Source organism: Rhizobium sp. 01N447_2, assembly GCF_056399245.1.
The window spans coordinates 1-20613 of the sequence record NZ_JBFTQY010000098.1 but is presented as its reverse complement, the minus strand read 5'-3'; the positions used below and the strand labels follow the sequence as shown (position 1 = coordinate 20613).

At 61.0% G+C, this 20613-nt stretch carries 20 protein-coding genes and 3 tRNA genes; 7 read left to right on the top strand and 16 right to left on the bottom strand.

Going from position 1 to position 20613, the window contains the following annotated elements; all coding sequences use genetic code 11:
• From AC1ECN_RS35195 to AC1ECN_RS35185, 3 genes are all read right to left on the bottom strand, one after another.
• Positions 1-503, bottom strand: a 503-nt coding sequence (locus AC1ECN_RS35195; RefSeq protein ID WP_477955604.1) for a GTP-binding protein, incomplete at its 3' end; no start/stop codon positions are given.
• Between the two features lie 347 nt (positions 504-850).
• Positions 851-924: transfer RNA gene (locus tag AC1ECN_RS35190), tRNA-Gly, on the bottom strand.
• Positions 925-948: 24 nt separating this feature from the next.
• Positions 949-1033: transfer RNA gene (locus AC1ECN_RS35185), tRNA-Tyr, on the bottom strand.
• A gap of 202 nt (positions 1034-1235) precedes the next feature.
• On the opposite strand from AC1ECN_RS35185, the gene rlmB reads away from it, so the two are divergent.
• From rlmB to AC1ECN_RS35165, 4 genes are all read left to right on the top strand, one after another.
• On the top strand, positions 1236-2126 hold the full coding sequence (gene rlmB, locus AC1ECN_RS35180) for a 23S rRNA (guanosine(2251)-2'-O)-methyltransferase RlmB (protein ID WP_018069517.1): 891 nt from the start codon (positions 1236-1238) through the stop codon (positions 2124-2126).
• Between the two features lie 26 nt (positions 2127-2152).
• Positions 2153-2845 carry an AprI/Inh family metalloprotease inhibitor gene (locus tag AC1ECN_RS35175; RefSeq protein ID WP_018069516.1) on the top strand — a complete coding sequence of 231 codons (693 nt, stop codon included), beginning with the start codon at positions 2153-2155 and terminating at the stop codon, positions 2843-2845.
• 128 nt (positions 2846-2973) lie between these two features.
• Positions 2974-3132 (top strand): hypothetical protein, encoded by a 159-nt coding sequence (locus AC1ECN_RS35170; protein ID WP_003558513.1) that lies wholly within the window; start codon positions 2974-2976, stop codon positions 3130-3132.
• 65 nt (positions 3133-3197) lie between these two features.
• Complete coding sequence (locus AC1ECN_RS35165; RefSeq protein ID WP_018069515.1) at positions 3198-3335, top strand: hypothetical protein; 138 nt, start codon at positions 3198-3200, stop codon at positions 3333-3335.
• Between the two features lie 31 nt (positions 3336-3366).
• Here the strand turns inward: AC1ECN_RS35165 and AC1ECN_RS35160 are convergent, their stop codons facing one another.
• Both AC1ECN_RS35160 and AC1ECN_RS35155 read right to left on the bottom strand, forming a co-directional pair.
• Positions 3367-3786: a hypothetical protein gene (locus AC1ECN_RS35160; protein WP_018069514.1), complete on the bottom strand. Its 420-nt coding sequence runs from the start codon at positions 3784-3786 to the stop codon at positions 3367-3369.
• A gap of 113 nt (positions 3787-3899) precedes the next feature.
• A tRNA-Thr gene (locus AC1ECN_RS35155) sits at positions 3900-3975 on the bottom strand.
• Between the two features lie 159 nt (positions 3976-4134).
• On the opposite strand from AC1ECN_RS35155, the gene AC1ECN_RS35150 reads away from it, so the two are divergent.
• From AC1ECN_RS35150 to AC1ECN_RS35140, 3 genes are read left to right on the top strand one after another with little or no spacing between them, the layout of a single operon-like run.
• A complete protein-coding gene (locus AC1ECN_RS35150) occupies positions 4135-4908 on the top strand; it encodes an NAD kinase (protein WP_018069513.1) in 774 nt (257 codons plus the stop codon).
• Positions 4909-4912: 4 nt separating this feature from the next.
• Positions 4913-5428, top strand: coding sequence for a hypothetical protein (locus tag AC1ECN_RS35145; protein ID WP_130661371.1), 516 nt, complete (start codon positions 4913-4915; stop codon positions 5426-5428).
• Positions 5429-5462: 34 nt separating this feature from the next.
• A complete protein-coding gene (locus AC1ECN_RS35140; protein ID WP_130672361.1) occupies positions 5463-6491 on the top strand; it encodes an alpha/beta hydrolase family protein in 1029 nt (342 codons plus the stop codon).
• A 71-nt stretch (positions 6492-6562) separates the two neighbouring features.
• Here AC1ECN_RS35140 and dhaL (AC1ECN_RS35135) read toward each other — a convergent pair whose 3' ends face one another.
• The 11 genes from dhaL (AC1ECN_RS35135) to AC1ECN_RS35085 all read right to left on the bottom strand — a co-directional run.
• Positions 6563-7219 carry a dihydroxyacetone kinase subunit DhaL gene (gene dhaL, locus AC1ECN_RS35135; protein WP_130662772.1) on the bottom strand — a complete coding sequence of 219 codons (657 nt, stop codon included), beginning with the start codon at positions 7217-7219 and terminating at the stop codon, positions 6563-6565.
• A 61-nt stretch (positions 7220-7280) separates the two neighbouring features.
• On the bottom strand, positions 7281-9380 hold the full coding sequence (locus AC1ECN_RS35130) for a bifunctional sugar-binding transcriptional regulator/dihydroxyacetone kinase subunit DhaK (protein WP_130661369.1): 2100 nt from the start codon (positions 9378-9380) through the stop codon (positions 7281-7283).
• 155 nt (positions 9381-9535) lie between these two features.
• Positions 9536-10186, bottom strand: coding sequence for a dihydroxyacetone kinase subunit DhaL (gene dhaL, locus AC1ECN_RS35125; RefSeq protein ID WP_130655201.1), 651 nt, complete (start codon positions 10184-10186; stop codon positions 9536-9538).
• Between the two features lie 15 nt (positions 10187-10201).
• Positions 10202-11197 carry a dihydroxyacetone kinase subunit DhaK gene (locus tag AC1ECN_RS35120; RefSeq protein WP_130661368.1) on the bottom strand — a complete coding sequence of 332 codons (996 nt, stop codon included), beginning with the start codon at positions 11195-11197 and terminating at the stop codon, positions 10202-10204.
• A 22-nt stretch (positions 11198-11219) separates the two neighbouring features.
• Entirely contained in the window at positions 11220-11990 is a 771-nt protein-coding gene (locus AC1ECN_RS35115; RefSeq protein WP_130661367.1) for an SDR family oxidoreductase, read from the bottom strand.
• 58 nt (positions 11991-12048) lie between these two features.
• Positions 12049-13035, bottom strand: coding sequence for a substrate-binding domain-containing protein (locus AC1ECN_RS35110; protein ID WP_130661366.1), 987 nt, complete (start codon positions 13033-13035; stop codon positions 12049-12051).
• Between the two features lie 88 nt (positions 13036-13123).
• Positions 13124-14128, bottom strand: coding sequence for an ABC transporter permease (locus AC1ECN_RS35105; protein ID WP_018069504.1), 1005 nt, complete (start codon positions 14126-14128; stop codon positions 13124-13126).
• A 43-nt stretch (positions 14129-14171) separates the two neighbouring features.
• Positions 14172-15650: a sugar ABC transporter ATP-binding protein gene (locus tag AC1ECN_RS35100; protein ID WP_026170697.1), complete on the bottom strand. Its 1479-nt coding sequence runs from the start codon at positions 15648-15650 to the stop codon at positions 14172-14174.
• A 490-nt stretch (positions 15651-16140) separates the two neighbouring features.
• Positions 16141-17272 (bottom strand): peptide chain release factor 2 gene (gene prfB / locus AC1ECN_RS35095; RefSeq protein WP_128404385.1). Its coding sequence is split into 2 segments (ribosomal slippage): positions 16141-17202 and positions 17204-17272, totalling 1131 coding nucleotides; the frame shifts between segments, so codons are not numbered across the junction.
• A gap of 101 nt (positions 17273-17373) precedes the next feature.
• Positions 17374-19833, bottom strand: coding sequence for a penicillin-binding protein 1A (locus tag AC1ECN_RS35090; protein WP_018069500.1), 2460 nt, complete (start codon positions 19831-19833; stop codon positions 17374-17376).
• 375 nt (positions 19834-20208) lie between these two features.
• Positions 20209-20613, bottom strand: a 405-nt coding sequence (locus tag AC1ECN_RS35085; protein WP_477955598.1) for an N-acetylmuramoyl-L-alanine amidase family protein, incomplete at its 5' end; no start/stop codon positions are given.

The window sequence follows — 20613 nt, the reverse complement described above, 5'->3', positions numbered from 1 at the left end:
CCCTTGACGATCGGGATTTCGTCGCCCGGGAAGTCGTAGGACGACAGCAGTTCGCGAACTTCGAGCTCGACCAGTTCGAGAAGCTCGGCGTCGTCAACCTGGTCGACCTTGTTCAGGAACACAACGATCGCCGGAACGCCGACCTGGCGAGCCAGCAGGATGTGTTCGCGCGTCTGCGGCATCGGGCCGTCAGCGGCCGAGCACACCAGGATCGCGCCGTCCATCTGGGCAGCACCGGTGATCATGTTTTTGACGTAGTCGGCGTGGCCGGGGCAGTCGACGTGGGCGTAGTGGCGGGCCGGCGTCTCGTACTCGACGTGCGCCGTCGAAATCGTGATGCCACGCGCCTTTTCTTCCGGAGCCGCGTCGATCTGGTCGTACGCCTTGTACTCACCGAAGTACTTCGTGATCGCTGCCGTCAGAGACGTCTTACCGTGGTCAACGTGGCCAATCGTGCCAATGTTGACGTGCGGCTTGTTGCGCTCAAACTTACTCTTTCCCATTTGAATGCTTCCTGTGAACGAAAATGGTGGCCCCGGCGAACCGGTTTAGTGCCGCCGTTTAAGGCTTTCGGCGACATTGCGCAAGACTTAATTGCAGACGCCATTCTTGGCCTGACAGCGCATATGGGAGACAATTCGCCGCCTGCAAGGCGATTCGCCAAAGCCCCCTCGAAAATCGCTGAAATCTTAAAGAAAATCGCATGGACCGCCTGCGACGCGCCATAGACGTTCGGCGCCGAGCGCCCTTCCCTGCCAGCCGATAACCGCAATCGTCAGCTTCTCCGCCAGCGCCGGAGACATCTCGGGACGACCGCTGCAGCGGTCGTATAAGGTGGCTTAACGGAAACTGGAGCGGGTAGCGGGAATCGAACCCGCGTATTCAGCTTGGAAGGCTGCTGCTCTACCATTGAGCTATACCCGCGGGGTGGTCCGATCCGATGACGAATGGTGGAGAGAGTTGGATTTGAACCAACGTAGGCTGAGCCAACGGATTTACAGTCCGTCCCCTTTAACCACTCGGGCATCTCTCCAGTTTTTCGTCCGGATCGCAAGACCAAGTTCGTCAGACTTCGAAGCGTTGCGGCCCGTCGTCTGCGCCGCGTATATGACCGGAGCATTTCAGTCTGTCAACACGATGACAACGGAAAAAACACGAAAAATTTCATTCGCTGCCGAAAGCCGGCATATGAAAGAAAGCCTATGCGGCAGCGAGCGCCATGGCTATAAAGCTGCATGAGCAAAGACAACAAATCCGGCGGCAAGACCGCGACAGACCCATCCGCCAAGGATACGCATTACGCCACTCTGCGGCGCGCCCACCGCGACGCCAAGCGCGAACGCGGGGAGATTCCGACGCCTCAGCCGCAGAAGCGAAAGCGCGGCGGCGACGATTGGAAGCCCCCGGCGCTTGCGCCCGACCAGGTGCATCTCTATGGCCTGCATACGGTGCGCGCGGCGCTCGACAATCCCGAGCGCAAGAAGATCAAGCTGTTCGTGACGCAGAACGCGCTCGCGCGGCTCGAAGTCGACGTCGAGGCGCTCGGCATTCCCTTCGAGATCGTTTCGCCGCAGGAGATCGACAAGGTGCTCGGCCCGGAGGCGATCCATCAGGGCGTGATGTTGGAAACACGGCCACTTCCGGTACGCCGGCTCGAAGCGCTGAAGGACAGCCCCCTCCTGCTCGTCCTCGATCAGGTGACCGATCCGCACAATGTCGGCGCGATCATGCGCTCGGCCGTCGCCTTCAACGCGGGTGCGGTCATTACCACGCAGCGACATAGCCCGACCGAATCGGGCGTGCTCGCCAAGTCCGCCTCGGGCGCGCTGGAACTGATACCTTATATACAAGTTACCAATCTCGCCGATGCGCTCGGCGAATTACACAAGCTCGGCTTCTCCACCATCGGCCTCGATTCGGAAGGGCCGGCACCGCTCGAAGGCACCTTCTCCGGCGAAAAAGTGGCGCTGGTGCTCGGCTCCGAGGGCAAGGGGCTTCGGCAAAAGACGCGGGAAACCGTCAACGCACTTGCCCGTCTCGACATGCCAGGCGCGATCAAATCGCTCAACGTCTCGAATGCGGCGGCGATCGCGCTTTATGCGGCGCGGCTCCACTTGAAGGTATAGGCTGGCTGCGGCAAAGGGTAATTGTCATGGTCCGTTTCATCCCTAGACTGATGGCTCCGGCAGCGGTGCTGCTTGCCTGTGGACTGGCATATGGACAGGGTATCGACCCCGATATTCTCAAAGCGCAGGCAGGAACCTATCTCGTTGCCCCGGAGGACGGTGCGAGCGGATGCCGGTTGACGCTGGAAACCGAAGAAGCGATCGGCGGCTATTCGGTCTCCGGTCAGGCCTCCTGTATCAAGCCACTGCCGGCACTTGCAGAAGCCCATTCCTGGAATTTCGATGGCAATGGCGGCGTCATCCTGATCGATGCGACGCGCAAGGTGCTCGCTCGCTTCGTCGAGAACGAAGGTTCGCCGATGAAGACGGAGGATGGTGCGCCGCTGTTGCTGATCGCCGCACCTGACGGCGTCGATCACCTGCCAAGCGTCACCGGCCTTGCCGGGATATGGACGATGCAAAGACCGAACGGCGAAAGGCTTTGCGGCGTGACGCTCAACGGCCGTGTCGATGCGGAGGGAAACGCGCCGCTGTCCCTTTCGGGGGACTGCGCTGCCAACGTCGCCAGACTGAAGCTCGCCGTCTGGCATATTGAGGGTTTCGGGCTGACGCTGATGAGCCTTGACGGTTCGTCGCTTGGCTTCGACATGCGCGCTGACGGCAATTTCGACAAATCGAAGGAGGAAGGCGGCAAGCCGCTTTCACTCGTTCGCCGCTAACCCATAGTCAGTCGGCTCCGATGCCAGAAAAATCCACTTTTGCCTTGGAATGACGCCCCGGAGCACTATGATCGAGCAATGATCGGTTGCCGCAACCGGCTCAGAAGCAAGAAGGAACGATCCCTATCATGGCCATTCGACCGCTGATTTTCGGTATCCTCTTCATCGCGGTCTTCGTCGTGATTATCATCAGTATCATCTGGGTGGACACGTCGCACCCCATCCACCAGCCCGATCCTCTGTCGCCGACGGCGCCCGGCCCGGCGACGCCGGGACAGGTACAATAATTACTGGCAGGAACGCGGACGGCGATCATGCGTTAATCCCGGAATCGAACGAGGATTGAACGCTTATGCGCATAATGATCGCCGTCGTCGCCTTCATGGTCGCCTCCGTGCTCAGCATTGCGATGATGTCGCCCTCCGGCGCCGGACAGGCCGGCAATGGCGACAGGATCGAGGCGAGCGTCAACGAACCCGTCACTCAATGAGTAACGGCCCGGATGATCCGGGCCGTTATCGTCAGCTGCGGTAGAGCCAGAACGGCATGCCGCGATCGCGATCACGCCACTCACGGCGTTCCTGCCAACGCTCGGCGCGCCACCGCCGCCAGTGACGGCGATCATCACGCCAGTCGGAGCGGCGCCAGTCGCGCCCATCGCGCCAGCCACGGTCGTCACGGTCGCGATCACCTCGCCAGCCACGGTCGTCGCGGTCGCGATCACCTCGCCAGCCATCACGGATTTGAACGACATCGCCCTGCGTCGACACCGCCGGCCGCTCGGCCGGCATGGCGGTGGCCGGTGCGACGGACGCGAAAGCCGCACCGACGGAAATGGTTGCGGCGAGAAAGAGATGAGCGAGCTTCATGGCTGTTTCCTCATTGATGATGAGGCGAAGATATGCGGGCGCGCCTGAATTGGCGCTGAAGCAGCCCTTCACGCGCGGTTCATCAAGCGATGCGTGCTATCTGAAAAGATCTGCCGGTGCGAGATTGAGCGAAGCAGCGTCGAACCCAGGCTATGAGTTGGCAGGCCGTATCGCGCGGAAAAGAATGGTGCCCCCGGCAGGGTTCGAACCCGCGACCCCCTGATTACAAATCAGGTGCTCTACCAACTGAGCTACAAGGGCGATAGTTGCCCCAACTAGCAGATTCTGTGATTCTGTAAAGGGAAAATCCGCGGCCGCGCGGACAGGTCTGCTGCAGCTCAAAACGCTTCACGATAGAAAACGTCCTTGTCGCACAAGGCCTTTATCCTTTAGCTAGGGCAGCATCATAAAGGGCATTGCATGGGCCGTTCATTTCAGACGCTTTCCTTTCTCGCCTCACCAACGACGGAGGCGCTTGCCGCGCGCGAGGAGTTGATTCGCGTCTATGGTGACGTACCGGCTGACGAAGCCGACGTCATCGTCGCGCTCGGCGGTGACGGTTTCATGTTGCAGACGCTGCACAACACCATGAACTCGGGCAAGCTGGTCTACGGCATGAATCGCGGCTCGGTCGGCTTCCTGATGAACGACTATCGTAGCGAACGACTTCAGGAGCGCATCTGCGACGCCGTCGAAAACGTCTTCCGGCCATTGCAAATGACGACGGCCAATGCCGACGGGACCAACTCGACGGCGCTCGCCATCAACGAGGTCTATCTTTTCCGCCAATCCTATCAGGCGGCGAATCTGAGGGTCACGGTAGACGGGCGTGTTCGCCTGGAGGAACTGATCTGCGACGGGTTGATGGTGGCGACCCCTGCCGGATCGACGGCCTATAATCTTTCCGCCCATGGCCCCATCCTGCCGCTCGAGGCGCCACTGCTCGCCATGACGCCGGTCAGCGCTTTCAGGCCACGGCGCTGGAGGGGCGCGCTGCTTCCAAACAAGGTGACCGTCGATATCGACGTCCTCGAGCCGGTGAAGCGGCCGGTGAACGCGGTGGCCGACAATACCGAGGTCAAATCGGTTCTGCATGTCCGCATCGCCCAGTCGGAGCATATGACGGCACGGATCCTTTCTGATCCCGACCGCTCCTGGTCCGACCGTATTCTCGCCGAGCAGTTCAAGGATTGAGACGATGGCAATGCGACGGGTATTGATGACGAGCCTCCTGCTTGCGGGATGGAGCATTGCGGCTGACGCCGCTCCGGCAAAGGATGCCATCCTGCCGGCATCGGTGATTTTCGCKACCAGCACCGGCTACTGGGAGGATGACGGCAACGCGCCGGCGGTCGAGCGGGCGCCGATGGGCGCCGAGAGCGTTGCCGACCCCGAAGGAAGGGCCGCGCAGCGCCACGGCTACTACAAGCTCTTTGCCGTCCGCCAGCCGGACAGGACTTCGAAGGTCTATCTGCAGCAGATTGCCCAGACCGAGACCGGCCCGGCGATCGCCTCGACCATCGAGCTGCAGGAGTTCAGCGACCTGAAGCCTTACGTTACCGATATACGCCCCGAGAATTCGAACGGCATCATCAAGGAACCGGGGCTCTTCGCCACGGTCTATCTGAAGACCGACCCTGCCGCGGAGCCGGATGGCTGGACCGTGCTGATCGACGAATTCGGCGACATCACCGTGGAGAAGGCGACGAATTGAACAGCTGGGAATTGTTCAAAGAGGCATCCAGGCGATGAAACTTGGCTTTCGTGACGGCGTCCTCCACGACGAGAAAAGGTCGAACTGGGACGCAGCCGGCCCCAGACCCATCAGTTGGTCCCTCTGGTATCCCGCTGCCGATGACGCGCGAGAAAGCGAAATACCGGAAAGAAGCTGGTTCCAGAAAGCGGCCGTCGCCCGCGATGCACCGATCCGACCGGAGGCCGTGCCCTATCCCCTTCTTCTTCTGTCGCATGGCACCGGCGGATCCGCGGCCGGGCTGGAGTGGCTGGCGCGACGCCTGGTCGATCGCGGATTTGCAGCGCCCGGCGTCAACTACCATGGCAATACCGGCAACGAGCCCTATCGCGCTGAAGGCTTTGCCTGCCTTTGGGAGCGGGCGCCGGATCTAAGCTACATGCTCGACCACAGCGATGCGTGGCTGAGCGATCTTTCGGGCCATATCGATACGAACAGTGTGTTCGCGGCCGGATTTTCGGCCGGAGCCTATAGCGTCATGCTGCTGCTTGGCGCTATCGCCCAGTTCTCGCAGTTCGAACCGTCCAGGATGAAGCCGGGTGGCGCGCGCGGACCCAGGGAGTTTCCCGACCTTGCCGATCATATTCCGGCATTGCTGCGCACCAGCGATGTGTTTTCCGATTCATGGTCCCGCATGTCGAAGTCCTACCGAGACGACAGAATCAAGGCCGCGCTCGTTTGCGCGCCGGGCCGGTCCGTTCTCGGTTTCAGCGAGGAAAGCCTGAAAGCTGTCGAAGCGCCCGCCCTCATCCTGGTCGGTGATGCCGACAGGGCGGCACCGGCCGAAGAATGTTCGTCGTGGCTACATGCGCGGCTCCGGCGCAGCGCTCTTAAAATCTTCGGCGGCGGCCTTGGACATTATGTCTTTGTGCCGGAGGGCACTGCGCTCGGCCTCGCCTTTGCGGCAGAACTCTTTACCGATCCCCCCGGCATCGAGCGTGCGGCCGTTCACGACGAGATTGCCGATCTGTCGGCAACGCTGTTTCAAGGCAGTGACATCCGCGCGGAAAAGGCCACGAATTGAGCATGCCTTCGGGGAACGAAGACGCATTTGCTCCGCGCAGATGACCCTGCATGCAAATTCTGTCGCCGATCCTATTCTTTCACGGTGTCGCCGGCGAAGGTTTCCTTCATCGCGCGAAGGATGATGACTGCCGAGGCCGCGCCTGGATCGATGTGTCCGAGCGACCTCTCGCCGAGCCGGGCCGCCCTCCCCCGAGTTGCAACCATGGAACGGGTCGAATTCGCGCCGGTTTCGGCGGCCTGCAGTATACTGGTCCACATTTCGACGCTCCCGGCCGCCCGCGCCCGTGCAGTGACGGCGGCTTCGGTCGCGGGAATCCAGGCATCGAGCATCGTCTTGTCGCCGCGCTGCCCCTTTCCACGCTCCCTGATGCCGGCCGTCATCGCCTCGACGATCGCCGCCTGATCGGCAGTTGAAAGGTGTTCGTCCTGTTTCAGGACCTGGGCGGCCCTGCGAAATGCCGTGGCGTAAAGCGGTCCCGTGGATGCACCGACGGCATTCAGAAAGGCTGTCGCCGCCGACGTGAACACCTCCGACGGAAGCATGTGGTCGAGGTCGAATTTCGCGAGTTCCCCGTTCACCGCCGTGAAGCCGAGCACCATGGTAATTCCATGATCGGCGTCGCCGATAGCCCCGTCCAGATCCGAGAGACGGTCCTTCTCCGCTGCGATCGCAACGGAGATGCGATGAAACATCCTGCTAAGGTGGCGCGCCGCGCTTTCCGACATCATGATCCTCCCAGTTCGAGCAGGATGCGGCCCGTGTCAGCCGAGCGCATCTCTTATACCTTCAGTTCGCGACCCGCAGAAACGCGGTATCGCAAGGATGATGCAACAATTCCGTCAATTCTTGATCGAGATGCAAGATCGATATGGATGCACCGACCATGTCGAGCGAGGTGCAATAGTGTCCCACCCAATTCGCCTCTATCGCGATGCCTTTCGCACTCAGCCGCTGCTCGACACGCCGGAAGAGAATGTAGAGTTCCATCAGCGGCGTTGCGCCGAAGGAATTGACCAATACTGCGACGCGGTCGCCCGATGCCGGCTTCATTTCCGCGAATATGCGATCCATCACCCGATCGGTGATTTCATCGGCAGTCATCATCTTTTCGCGAATGACGCCGGGTTCACCATGGATGCCCATGCCGATCTCGATGTCGTCGGGACCAATTTCAAAGTTGTGGCGACGGGTCTGAGGAAGCGAGCACGGTTCCAATGCAACGCCCATCGTAAATGTCCGTGCGTTGGCCTTGCGCGTCGCCGTTTCGCAGGCAGCAAGCGACAGGCCGCGGTCGCAGGCTGCTCCGGCGACCTTGAAGATGAAAAAGTTACCGGCGACGCCCCGTCGGCCCTCCCTGTCTTCCAGCGGCGATGAGGCGATGTCGTCCGTGGTCACGACCGTGCGGACCGCGATGTTCTCCTCCGCCGCCATCTCGGCTGCCATCTCGAAATTCATGACGTCGCCGGCATAGTTGCCGTAGACGAAAAGCACACCCTCTCCGCCGGACGCCGCCCTGGTACATTGAAGGATCGGGCCGGGAGGCGGCGAGGAGAAGATATTGCCGACAGCAACGGCATCGGCAAGACCCTTCCCGACATAGCCGAAGAACGCAGGCTCGTGTCCCGTGCCGCCGCCGATCACAAGACCGACCTTGCCGGCGCGCGGTCCCGTCCGGGCAACGAGCGCGCGGTGAGAATTGTCGACCGGCTCGAGATAGGCAGCATGTGCCTTCACTGCCCCATAGAGCATTTCCTCGACGACCTCGTCAGGATTGTTCAGAAATTTCTTGATGTGAGTGCGGAAACCGGTCGCTGGCGGCGTACCAATTTCGACCCTTGGGCGCTGCAAAAGCTTCTGGTCGACCTCGGTCACACCGTCCGCATGCAGGATGCCGCGGCCCGTCGCGGCATCGGTGATCAGCACGTTGACATAGCCGCCGCGAAGGGCTGCGAGGATTGCCGGCACCTTGTCGAAACCGCCGGCGACAGCGATCCGCAGACCGATCTTCTTCAGCATGTCGAGTGATATTCCGACCGTGCGGTCATCCAGCGGGCCTGCGACCGGGCGGCCCTGCCCGTCGATGAAACGTCCGGCGACGATGCCTGCGGCATCCTTCGCCAGATATTGCTGCAACGATACCGACTCGAAGAATCCGCTGGTATGGATGGTCGAATTCGGGCGCATGGAGGCGATACCGAAAATCACCTTGTTGGCGTGTGAAAGCGCCTCGAACTGACTTTCGATCAATGGCTCACGCAACAGGATATTGCGGACATCAGGAGCGGATACGATCGCCGGAGCTGCGATATTGATCAGCCGCGCGTCCACGGCATCGGCAAAGGCCGCTGCGCAAAGTTCGGGTGTATAGGCGAATGTCGCACTGGTTCCGCCGGTTGCCTGAACCACCGTGACGTCCTGCAGGCCGCTTATCGAGGTCTGTTCACCGACCGCCATGACCGTGCGGCCCCAGACGACGGCCAGCTTATCACCGGATTTCAAAAGCCTCTGCAGCGCCTGAGCGCCTGCGCGCCCGAGACGGTCGATGAGCGGACGGGTATTGTCGTCGCTCGGGACGACGAGACAGTCCTGCAAACCGAAATGCCGTTTCAACTCCTGAGCAATCGTCAGCGAACTCAGGCGCGACGGCTCGATGGAGATATTGACGATTCCGCGGGCGCGCGCATCGGCGAGATAGCTGTTCACCGTTGCCCGCGAAATCCCCATTGTATCGGCAATGTCGCCCTGCGTCATGCCGTCCTCATAATAGAGCCAGCAGGCCCAGATATAGGGATCATCGCCAAACCGCAGCGGGATGGGTTCCGACGCATCGTCAGCGCTGTTTCGCACGCTACCGTTCTTCCGCGCTGATGATGTCTTGACGGTCATGCTTCCTGGTTTCCCTGCGATGTTCAAATCGCCCGCGAAGATGAGCGTAAAGTCTCCGGTTTTCAACATTCTCCGCACAATGATTTCCGGCCACCAACGCAGCCGGAAAGGTGATGCTCTGGAGGATCACGGCTCTCACCAAAACCCGCTGTTTTTCATGCGGATGGCCGAAGCCTTGCCTCGACGCCAAGTGCGAGCGACTGGAGGATCAGCGCGCAGGAGGTGGCGCCGGCATCCAGAACGCCAAGCGAACGTTCGCCGAGCCTGCTTGCCCGGCCGATCCTGGCCACCAGATCACGGGTGCTGTCCCGGCCGGCCTCCGCCGCTGCGACGAGAACATTCAGCGATTCCGCAAACGACTTTCCGTCGCTATTGGCCAGATCGAACGCCTCTATGGCGGGCACGAGCGTATCGAGAAGGGTCTTGTCGCCCACTTTTGCGGACCCGATCGCCTGAATGCCTTCAAGACCATTGTGCAGCATTGCGCTGAACATCCCCGCATCGATCTGCGCAGCCTTTTCGATCGTTTCAGCGAACTGAATGAACATGACGCCGTAGAGCGGCCCCATCGACCCGCCGATTTCCGTCATCAGCACCGTGCCGAGCGTGTCGAGAGCTTCTGCGAGCGACATGTCTGCGCCCTTGATCCGTTCGGCTGCCATGCCAAATCCCTTGGCCATATTAACCCCGTGATCGCCGTCGCCGATCCTGCCGTCGATCTCGCTGAGATAAGCGCGGTTCTCGATGATCCGATCTGCGAGCGAGACAACGATGTCACCCGAGGAAGCATTATCAAATTGCTGCATTCGCTTGGTCTCCCATCAAGGCATTGCCGGGCAGTGGACATCGACGTCGAGTAGCGTCTTCAACTCGCCGTCAAGCGCCATGACGGTCAGCGTCGCACCGACCATCTCCAACGAGGTGAAGTAATTTCCGATATAGGTCTTGTAGATTTTCAGTCCGCGCCCGGTAATCTCGGTTTCGATCGTGTCGTGAAGGATATAAAGCTCGTTCAAAGGCGTCGCGCCGAGGCTGGAGACGATGACGGCCACTTCGGTTCCGGACGTCAGTCCGTGGTCATCCAGAACGATCTTGGCCATTTCGCGTGCGACCTCGGCGGCAGGCTTCAGCGGCTCGACCCGCACCCCCGGCTCGCCGTGATGGCCGATGCCGACTTCCATCGTGCCCGGCGCAATCTGGAAGTTGGGATGCCCGACGGCGGGCAGCGTGCAGGGACCGAGGCCGATGCCGATAGAACGGCAATTGTCKATCGCCCTTTGCGCTGTCGCCTGCACTTCTTCGAGGCTCGCCCCTTGCGAAGCCTTGGCGCCCGCGCATTTCCACATGAATATCTCGCCCGCAACGCCGCGTCGCTTCTCACGCTCGTCCGGTCCGGCCGAACATACATCGTCATTGGCGACGACGGTCGCGATCGTGATGCCTTCCTTGGCGGCGAGTTTGATCGCCATTTTCACATTCATATTGTCACCGGCATAATTGCCGTAGAGGCAGACGACACCGTTGCCGCCATTGGCTTCGCGCGCGGCATCGAGAAAACTCTTGGCCGTCGGCGATGAAAACAGCTCACCCACCGCGACGGCATCCAGCATGTTGCGTCCGGCATAGCCGATAAAGGCAGGCTCATGGCCGGAACCGCCACCGGTGATGACGCCGACCTTGCCCGCGACGGGCGCGTGGCGCGCGGCGATGACGCGCGGATTGTCGCTGCCGAGCCTGACCATATCGGCATGCGCCTTGACGAAGCCCTTGACCGTATCCTCGACGACCTCGTCCGGATTGTTGATAAACCGTTGCATGGTTCCTCCTGTTTTCCGCGTGTCAGACAATGGTATAGCCGCCATCGACCAGAAGATCCGCGCCGTTGATCATCTCGGCGCCGCTCGACGCCAGAAACACCGCCGCCGCAGCGATCTCCTCGGGATAGGCGAAGCGCCCCATCGGGATGCGCTTCTTCAGCTCCTCTCCGCGCGGGTTATCCCAGGCCTTTCTTCCGAGCTCGGTCAGAACCACTGTCGGCGAGATCGTATTGACGGTTATGCCGTGTTTCCCCCACTCGGCAGCGAGCGTCTTGGAAAGGCCGATGACGCCGAATTTGGAGGCGCAATAAGCCACGTGCTGATCGATGGCGACCGTGCCGGCCTGCGAGGCGATATTGATGATCCTGCCGCCCGTGCCGGCCTTGAGCATGACCCGGCCGGCCGCCTGAGAGACGAGGAATGTTCCCTTGAGATTGATGTCGATGGTCCTGTCCCAGGCCTCCAGGGTGAGATCCTCGGCGGGGGCGAGCATGGCGACACCGGCGCTGTTGACGACGATGTCGATATGAGCGAAGGCCGCCTGCGCCGCAGCGATGACGGCTTCCACCGATTGCGGGTTGGAAACGTCGCAGACGAAGGCTTTCGCGCCATTTCCGAGGGCCTCGGCCTTGGATTTCGCGACGGTTTCATTGATGTCGATCACGCCGACGACCGCGCCTTTGGCGGCAAATGCCGATGCGATGGCATCGCCGATGCCGGAGGCCCCACCCGTTACCAGGGCGACCTTGCCGCCCAGCGAAAAATTCAGATCAATCTGTTTTGAATCGGTCATGGATCTTTTCCCGGCCTGTCTGAGAAATGGGGCGGGCGAACCCGCCCCACAGAATGGATTATTTACGTGTTGCGAGCAGCTTGTCGACGTTGTCGGCTGTCACCGGCGTCCACGGCACATTGTAATTCTTGTCCTTGCCGTCGTTCCACGGCATGTCCTTGTAGGTCGCCCAGATATCGGACTGCGGCTTGTAGTTGCTCTTCTTGGCACGGAAGATGGCAAGGTCGAGAGCGCCCTGAGCCTGAGCACGTGCGTCCTGCAGGATCGACGTCATCTCGCCGGCCTTGACGGCGCGAAGAGCGTCGGTGATGCCGTCGATGCCGGCGATCGCGAAGCTCTTCTCGTCGAGGCCCGCAGCCTTGATCGCCTCGATGGCGCCGAGCGCCATCTCGTCGTTCTGGCCGATCACGCCGTTGATCTGTTTCGGATGCGCGGTCAGCCAGTTCTCCATCAGCGTCTGGGCTTCGGCACGTGACCAGTTCGCCGTCTGGTCTTCGAGGACCTTCACGTCAGGGCATTCGGCGAGCGCCTTCTTATTGCCTTCCAGGCGCGAGATCTGTGCGGACTGACCGACCGGGCCTTCGAGGATGACGACATTGCCCTTGCAGCCGAGCTTGTCGAGGACGGTCTTGGCTTCCATGTAGCCCGAGATGGTATCGTCGGAACCGACATAGGAGGTCAGCAGGTCGGAATTGACGCGGGTGTTCGAACCGATCACCGGAATGCCGGCATCCGCCGCCGACTGTACGGCCGCTGCACCTGCATCGACGTCGATCGGTGCAAAGATGATCGCATTGTATTTCTGCGTGACCATCGTCTTGAACTGATCCTGCTGAACCAGCGCGTCATAGCGACCGTCGAAAACAGTCAGCTCGACCTCGCCGCTCTTGACGGCCGGGTGCTCCTGCATCGCTGCCGCCCAGATCTGCATGAACTCCGCATTGAGGCCGTAAGGGGCTGCCCCGATCTTGATCTTTTCCTGGGCCACGGCCGACGAGGCCAGTAAGGCAGTTGCCGAAGCAAGCGCAATCATAAGCTTTCTCATTTCAATATCCTCCACTTTAAGTTTTAGCGGCCGGCATGGCTCGCCTCTGCAACGGGCCGGCAAGGGCCGGCACGGTTTCCGATGGGGCTCAGGCCCCGTAAGTTCGCTTCTGGTCGAGCATCACGGCGCCGACGATCAGGGCACCTTTCAGGACCTGCTGGTAGTAGGATTGGATCCCCATCAGATCGAGGCCGTTGTTCATGACGCCGATGATGAGCGCGCCGATCAGCGTACCCGTCACCCGGCCGACACCGCCCGACAGACTTGTGCCACCGATAACGACCGCCGCAATTGCGTCCAGCTCATAAGCAATGCCCGCCTGTGGCAGGGCCGATCCTGTACGGGCGCTGAGCAGCATGCCGGCCAGACCGGCAAGACCGCCGGAAATGACATAGACAATGAAACGGATGCGGCCGATGTCGATACCGGAGGTCTTCGCCGCATGCGGATTGCCTCCGACGGCATAGATGTAGCGGCCGAAGCGCGTCCGGCTGAGGATCCACCACGAAGCGGCGAAAACGACGGCGAGAATGATGACGGGGGCCGGAATGCCGATGACGTCGCCGGTGCCGATCCACCGGAAGGCCGGCGTCAGCGCGGGAACCGGGCGACCGCCGCCATAGATCAGCGTCAAGCCGCGCGCGGCCGAAAGCATGCCAAGGGTGGCAACGAAGGCCGGAACGGAAAATCGCGAGACGATCGCCCCCGATATCGCGCCGCAAGCGACGCCGACCAGGATGCCGACCGCAAGTCCGATGGCCACCGGATAGGGCGCACCGGCGATCGCCGCCGTGGCAGAGGTCGTCGAGAAGCTGGCGCTGACAATACCGGCAAGCGCCACGACGGAACCGACCGAAAGATCGATGCCGCGGGTCAGGATCACGAAAGTCATGCCGATGGCAAGCACGCCGTTGATCGAAGTCTGCAGCAGCACGTTGGAAATATTGCCGCCGGTCAGGAAGAACTCGTTCGAGAACGAAAGGACCACCACGAGAAGCAGAAAAGCGAGAAAGATACCGTATTCCTGAATCAACAGCCGTCGTCGATCCGAACTGAACCAGCCGCCGGCATTGCTATCGTCGCTCTCTGACACTCTTGCTCGCTCCTCTGGCGCCTTACGGGTGACCTGATCCTGATCAGGTCGATAAGTGGACGAGTGATTGGGCATCCGTTTCCTCCCGGCAGTAAATTCCCGCGCTTCTGCCTGCGCGCATCACCATGATACGGTCCGACATGCCCAGAACTTCGTCGATTTCCGATGAGATCATCACGACCGTTCCGCCGGCCGCGGCAAAATCACAGATGATGCGGTAGATTTCGCGCTTGGCGCCGACATCGACGCCACGTGTCGGCTCATCGAGGAGCAGCACCTTTGGATTGCGCAGAAACCATTTTCCGAGCACCACTTTCTGCTGATTGCCGCCTGACAGGCCCGAGACCGGCATGGTGTCACGGGCGGCCTTGATCTGAAATTGCGCCTGGATCCGACGGCTGGCCTCGGCCTCGCGACGGCGGCTCATGGCAAAGGAAGGGCTCATCTCCGGTAGGCTTGCCATGCAGATGTTGGCGCGAACGGAGTCGGAAAGATTGAGCCCCGTCAGCTTGCGATCCTCCGTCACCAGCGCCAGGCCATTTGCCATCGCATCCGCCGGCTTCGACACGGAGATGCGGGCACCATCGACGACGATCCTGCCGTCGGAGGATTTTTCGAGGCCAAAAAGGCAATTGAAGATCTCGGTTCGCCCCGAGCCCATCAGCCCGTAGATGCCGAAGATCTCGCCCTTGCGGGCGGAGAAGGAAATGTCCTCGATCTTGTTCGGGCAACTCAGCGCCGTAACCTCGAGGCCGGTTTCGGATGTCGGCGTATTGGTTTTGACATATTCCTCGGCCAGTTCCCGGCCAACGATCATCCGGATGAGATCAGGACGGCTGATCTCCTTGAGGTCTCCGCTGCCGACATAGGCGCCGTCGCGAAACACGGTATAGGAATCGGCGATCTGGAAGATTTCCGAAAGCCGGTGCGAGACATAGACGATGCCGCGTCCCTGCCCCTTCAGGCGCCGGATGGCCGCGAAGAGCTGCTGAGCCTCTTTCTCACCGATTGCCGAGGTTGGCTCATCCATGAAGATGACCTCGGCATCGTGGCTTAGCGCCTTGGCGATCTCGACGAGCTGCATCTGCGCGACGGAGAGGTTCATCATGTATTGGGTAGCGCGGATATCGAATTCGAGATCGTCGAGAAGCCCTTGGGCGGAGCGGTTCATCGTCCGGAAATCGATACCGCCGAAACGTGTCGAGGGCTCACGCCCGAGATAGATGTTTTCCGCCACCGTCATGTGCGGAACCGGACTCAGCTCCTGCTCGATGATGGCAATGCCGGAGGCGAGCGCGTCGGCGGGACCGGCAAAGTCCACGTCCTTGCCACGACGGCGGATCGAGCCAGCATCGCGATTATGGATACCCATGAGGATCTTGAGAAAGGTCGACTTGCCTGCGCCGTTACCGCCGCAAAGTGCGTGGACCGAGCCGGCGCGAAGTTCGAAGCGGCCGTCGCGCAATGCCGCGACACCACCAAAGGACTTCTTCAGCCCTTCCACATCCAGCAAAAGCTCCACCCTCTTCTCCTCCACACATGCACCGGCAACCGATTGGCGGGAGCCGATCGACATCGGTGATCTCCAGCCCCGATATCCATGATGACATTATTCGACACTGACTCGACAAATGTCAAGTCGTGGACGATCATATAAATGCGAGGGCGGCCTCAGGGGCAAATCGCACCACGAGAATCCGCTGTGAGAAGACCTGCACTCACGGGCCAGGCGGAGGATCAATGAAAATCATAAGACGCACAGGAAAGATCGCCATAGGCGCCGATAGCGCGGGCAAACCTCTTCTCGATGTCATTTAAGCGCGTCTCGATGAGCTGAAGCGGTTGGTTATGCGTCGAGCAAGGGCTGTGATCGCCTCAACGATCTATAGCGCCGCGCGTCTTTTCAGACGCGCAAAGGACGCCCTTAACACTTTGAATGGACTTTCCAGGGCCTTTCAAAACAAAAGCCCCGTCTCCGGGGCTTTTGTTGTCTCAATCCATCGACAATCCGATCAGTCGACATCCTCGACGACCGCGTCGGCGGCGCCGCTGATCCGGTGGGCAAGGGCCGCTTCCATGAACTCGTTCAGATCGCCGTCGAGCACATCATCGGGCGCGCTGCTGGCAACGCCCGTGCGCAGGTCCTTGACCATCTGGTAGGGCTGCAGCACGTAGGAGCGGATCTGATGGCCCCAGCCGATCTCGGTCTTGGAAGCGGCTTCGGCGCTGGCGGCATCCTCACGCTTCTTCAGTTCCGCTTCGTACATGCGGGCGCGCAGCATATCCCACGCCTTGGCGCGGTTCTTGTGCTGCGAGCGCTCCTGCTGGCACTGCACGACGATACCCGTCGGAATATGCGTAATGCGCACGGCCGAGTCGGTSGTGTTGACGTGCTGGCCGCCGGCACCCGAGGARCGGTAGGTGTCGATGCGGCAGTCGCTTTCGTTGATCTCGATCTGGATCGAGTCGTCGACAACCGGGTAGACCCAGATCGACGAAAAGGACGTATGACGACGCGCATTGCTGTCRTAGGGCGAGATGCGCACCAAGCGGTGCACGCCCGATTCCGTCTTCAGCCAGCCATAGGCATTGTGGCCCTTGACGAGCAGGGTYGCGGACTTGATGCCCGCCTCTTCGCCGTCATGGACTTCGAGAAGCTCGACCTTGAAGCGCTGGCGTTCGGCCCAGCGGGTGTACATGCGCAAAAGCATGTTCGCCCAGTCCTGGCTTTCGGTGCCGCCGGCGCCGGAATGGACTTCGAGATAGGTGTCGTTGCCATCGGCTTCGCCGGAGAGCATGGCTTCCACCTGGCGGCGCCCGGCCTCGGCCTTCAAGGCCTTTAGCGTATCCTCGGCTTCCTTGACGACGCTCTGGTCGCCCTCTTCCTCGCCAAGCTCGATCAGCTCGATATTGTCGTTCAGCTGCTGCTCGAGCTGCTTGACGCCGTTGATGCCGTCATCGAGCTGCTGGCGCTCGCGCATCAGCTTCTGCGCTTCGGAAGCGTCGTTCCAGAGGTTCGGATCCTCTGCCTTGTTGTTTAACCAGTCCAGTCGTCTTATCGCCTGGTCCCAGTCAAAGATGCCTCCTCAGCAGGGTGATAGCCTGCTTGGTTTCATCGACCACGTTTTCGATTTCCGCTCGCATTTTCCGCTTCTCTGCCTCGGTCTTCTTCAGGTGCTGGTGACATAGAGACGCCCGCCGCGGATGTAAAGGGCCGCGGCGGGCGTGCAAAATTCAGGCCTCGGTCAGAACAGGCCGGGCGTGCCGGTCTGGACGGCCTGGTTCGCCTGCGGCGAAGTCTTCAGGATTTCCTCCGGCGCCATGGTGCTGTCCATGCCGATCACGGAGAAGCTGTCGGCCGGGCCGGTGCCAGGCTTGAAGGCCTCAACGATGGTGTTCGGATCGCCTTCGCCCGCCGCCATGCCGGTCTTGCGGTCGATCGAAATCAGGTTCATGCCGGATGGAATGACGAACTTCGATTCCGGCATGTCCTTGACGGCAGCCTGCATGAATTCGTTGAAGATCGGGGCGGACAAGACGCCACCGGTGCCGCCGCGGCCGAGCGGGGCCGGCGTATCGAAACCCATATAGAGGCCTGCGACTAGGTCCGGCGTGAAGCCGACGAACCAGGCATCCTTCTCGTCATTGGTCGTGCCGGTCTTTCCGGCGACGTCGCGGCCGCCGAGATCGACCTTGCCGGCAGCCGTRCCGCGCTGGATAACGCCCTGCATCATCGAGGTGATCTGGTAGGCGGTCATCGGGTCGAGCACGGTTTCGCGGTTGTCGACGATATTCGGCTCTTCCTGGTTCTGCCAATCACCGGCATTGCAGCCCTCGCACAGACGCTCCTCATGCCTGAAGATGGTCTTGCCGTAGCGGTCCTGGATGCGGTCGATCAGCGTCGGCTTGATCTGCTTGCCGCCATTGGCAATGACCGAATAGGCCGAGACCATGCGCAGCACCGTCGTATCGCCGGCGCCGAGCGACATTGAGAGAACCGGCATCATGTGGTCGTAGATGCCGAAGCGTTCGGCATATTCTGCGACGATATTCATGCCGAGATCGTTGGCGAGGCGCACCGTCATCAGGTTGCGCGAATGCTCGATGCCCGAACGCAGCGTCGACGGGCCGCCGGATTCGCCGCCGTAGTTTTCCGGCCTCCAGACTTGGCCGCCCGAGACGATTTCGATCGGCGCGTCCATGATGACCGAAGCCGGCGTATAACCATTGTCCATTGCCGCCGCGTAGACGAAAGGCTTGAACGAGGAGCCCGGCTGGCGCATCGCCTGGGTGGCGCGATTGAATTCGGACTGGGCATAGGAGAAGCCGCCGACCATGGCGAGCACGCGGCCGGTCTTCGGATCCATGGCGACCAGGCCACCTTGCACCTTCGGCGGCTGCTGCAGGCGATAGGAGGTCGACGCGTCGTCACCGAGCTTTGCGACATAGACAACGTCACCGGGGGACACGGCGCCGACCGGCGATTTCGTGGTCTTGCGGGCGCCGTCGGCCGAACGGAAGGCCCACTGCATGTTCTTGGCGTCGATCGTGCCGCGCTGGCGATCGGCCGCAACCTTGCCGCTGCCATCCTTGGCCGGCTGCAGGCCGATGTCGACGGTGCTGTCTGACACGGCGAGTACCACGGCAAGCCGCCATTCCGGCACATCGGACAGTGCGGGAATATCGGCAAGCGCCTTGCCCCAATCACCGCTCGCATCGATCTGCTTGATCGGGCCGTGGAAACCGCGGCGCTCGTCGTAAGTGACCAGACCGTCCTGCAGCGCCTTGCGCGCAGCGAGCTGCATCTGCGGATCGAGCGACGTGCGCACCGAAAGGCCGCCCTCATAGAGGACCTTTTCGCCGTACTGGTCGATCAGCTGGCGGCGCACGGCTTCGGCGAAAAAATCCGAAGCAAAGAGCGAGGGGCCGGTGGTGCGGGCGGTGACGCCGAGCGGCTGCTTCTTGGCTTCCTCGCCGTCAGGTTGGCTGACATAGCCGTTCTCGACCATCCGGTCGATCACCCAGTTGCGACGCTCGAGCGCTGCTTCCGGATGGCGGAAGGGATGATAATTGGCAGGACCCTTCGGCAGCGATGCCAGATAGGCGGCTTCGGCGACGGTCAGTTCGGTGACGGATTTGTTGAAATAGGTGAGTGCTGCGCCGGCGATGCCATAGGAATTCAGACCGAAGAAGATCTCGTTCAGGTAGAGTTCGAGGATCTTGTCCTTGCTGTAGGCCTGCTCGATACGGAAGGAGAGGATCGCTTCCTTGATCTTGCGGTCGATCGTCTGGTCCGAGCTCAAAAGGAAGTTCTTGGCCACCTGCTGGGTAATTGTGGAGGCGCCGACCGGGCGGCGGCCGGAACCGAAATTCTGCAGGTTGACGAGGATGGCGCGGCCAAGACCGGTGAGATCGACGCCCGGATGATTGTAGAAGTTCTTGTCTTCGGCCGACAGGAAAGCCGCCTTCACACGGTCGGGAACCGCCTGGATCGGCAGGAAGAGACGCTTTTCCTTGGCGTACTCGGCCATCAGGGCGCCGTTGCCGGCATGGACGCGGGTCGTCACCGGCGGCGCATAGCTGTTCAGAACGGCATAGTCCGGGAGATCCTTCGCGACATTGGCGAGATAGATGGCAACACCCGCCGCCGCGACCAGAAACAGGACGCAGGCCATTCCGAAGAAATATCCAAAAAGTCTAACCATATTTCAGCTACCGGTCTCTTCGATCTTCAATCGGCGCAGCCGCAACGATTGCACAGATCAAGGCAATTTGCACGTTGCGCGGCTTACTCTATGAGCGCTACCGCCACAAGCCGATTTCGCGCCTCAGGCTGCGAAACATAAGCCGGAGTAACGGCGCGAATGTGAGCAAAATAGGGCTGTCTGCGCCGCATTCACCGCTGCGGCCGCGTTTCATTAGAACTGTCACATCCAAGCAACGCCCGTCCCCACCGCCAATCCGGGGTATCTTGCTCAGAATTTGATTCATGCGGCGCACTTAAATCTTTGTTTTTATGAATCTTTGTTTTTATGCGGGCCGCCGTGCCGCAACCGCTACAGATTTTTGGGCGGCGGCCGTCAACCGCCATTCGCCATGACGGCGGCGCGGTATCGCTTCACTGCGTCGGTCAAGAGACCGGCGATCTTGCCGCGCCAGGCCTCGTCGAGCAGCAGCTTCTCGTCCTCGGCATTCGAGAGGAACCCGATCTCGAGAAGGATCGACGGCACGTCAGGGGCCTGCAGCACGCGGAAGCCGGCATGACGGTGCGGATTGTTGATGGTGCCGACCTGATCCTTGAAGGAATTCAGCACACTCTCGGCCAGTGAGATGGAGAAGGCCTGTGTCTCGCGCCGCGTCAGATCGAGCAGGATGTCGGCGACCTCGGGCGGCTCGGCAACCGTCTCCTTGCCGGCGATCTGGTCGGAGAGGTTTTCACGTTCGGCAAGGTCGGCGGCGAGCTTGTCGGATGCCCTGTCGGRGAT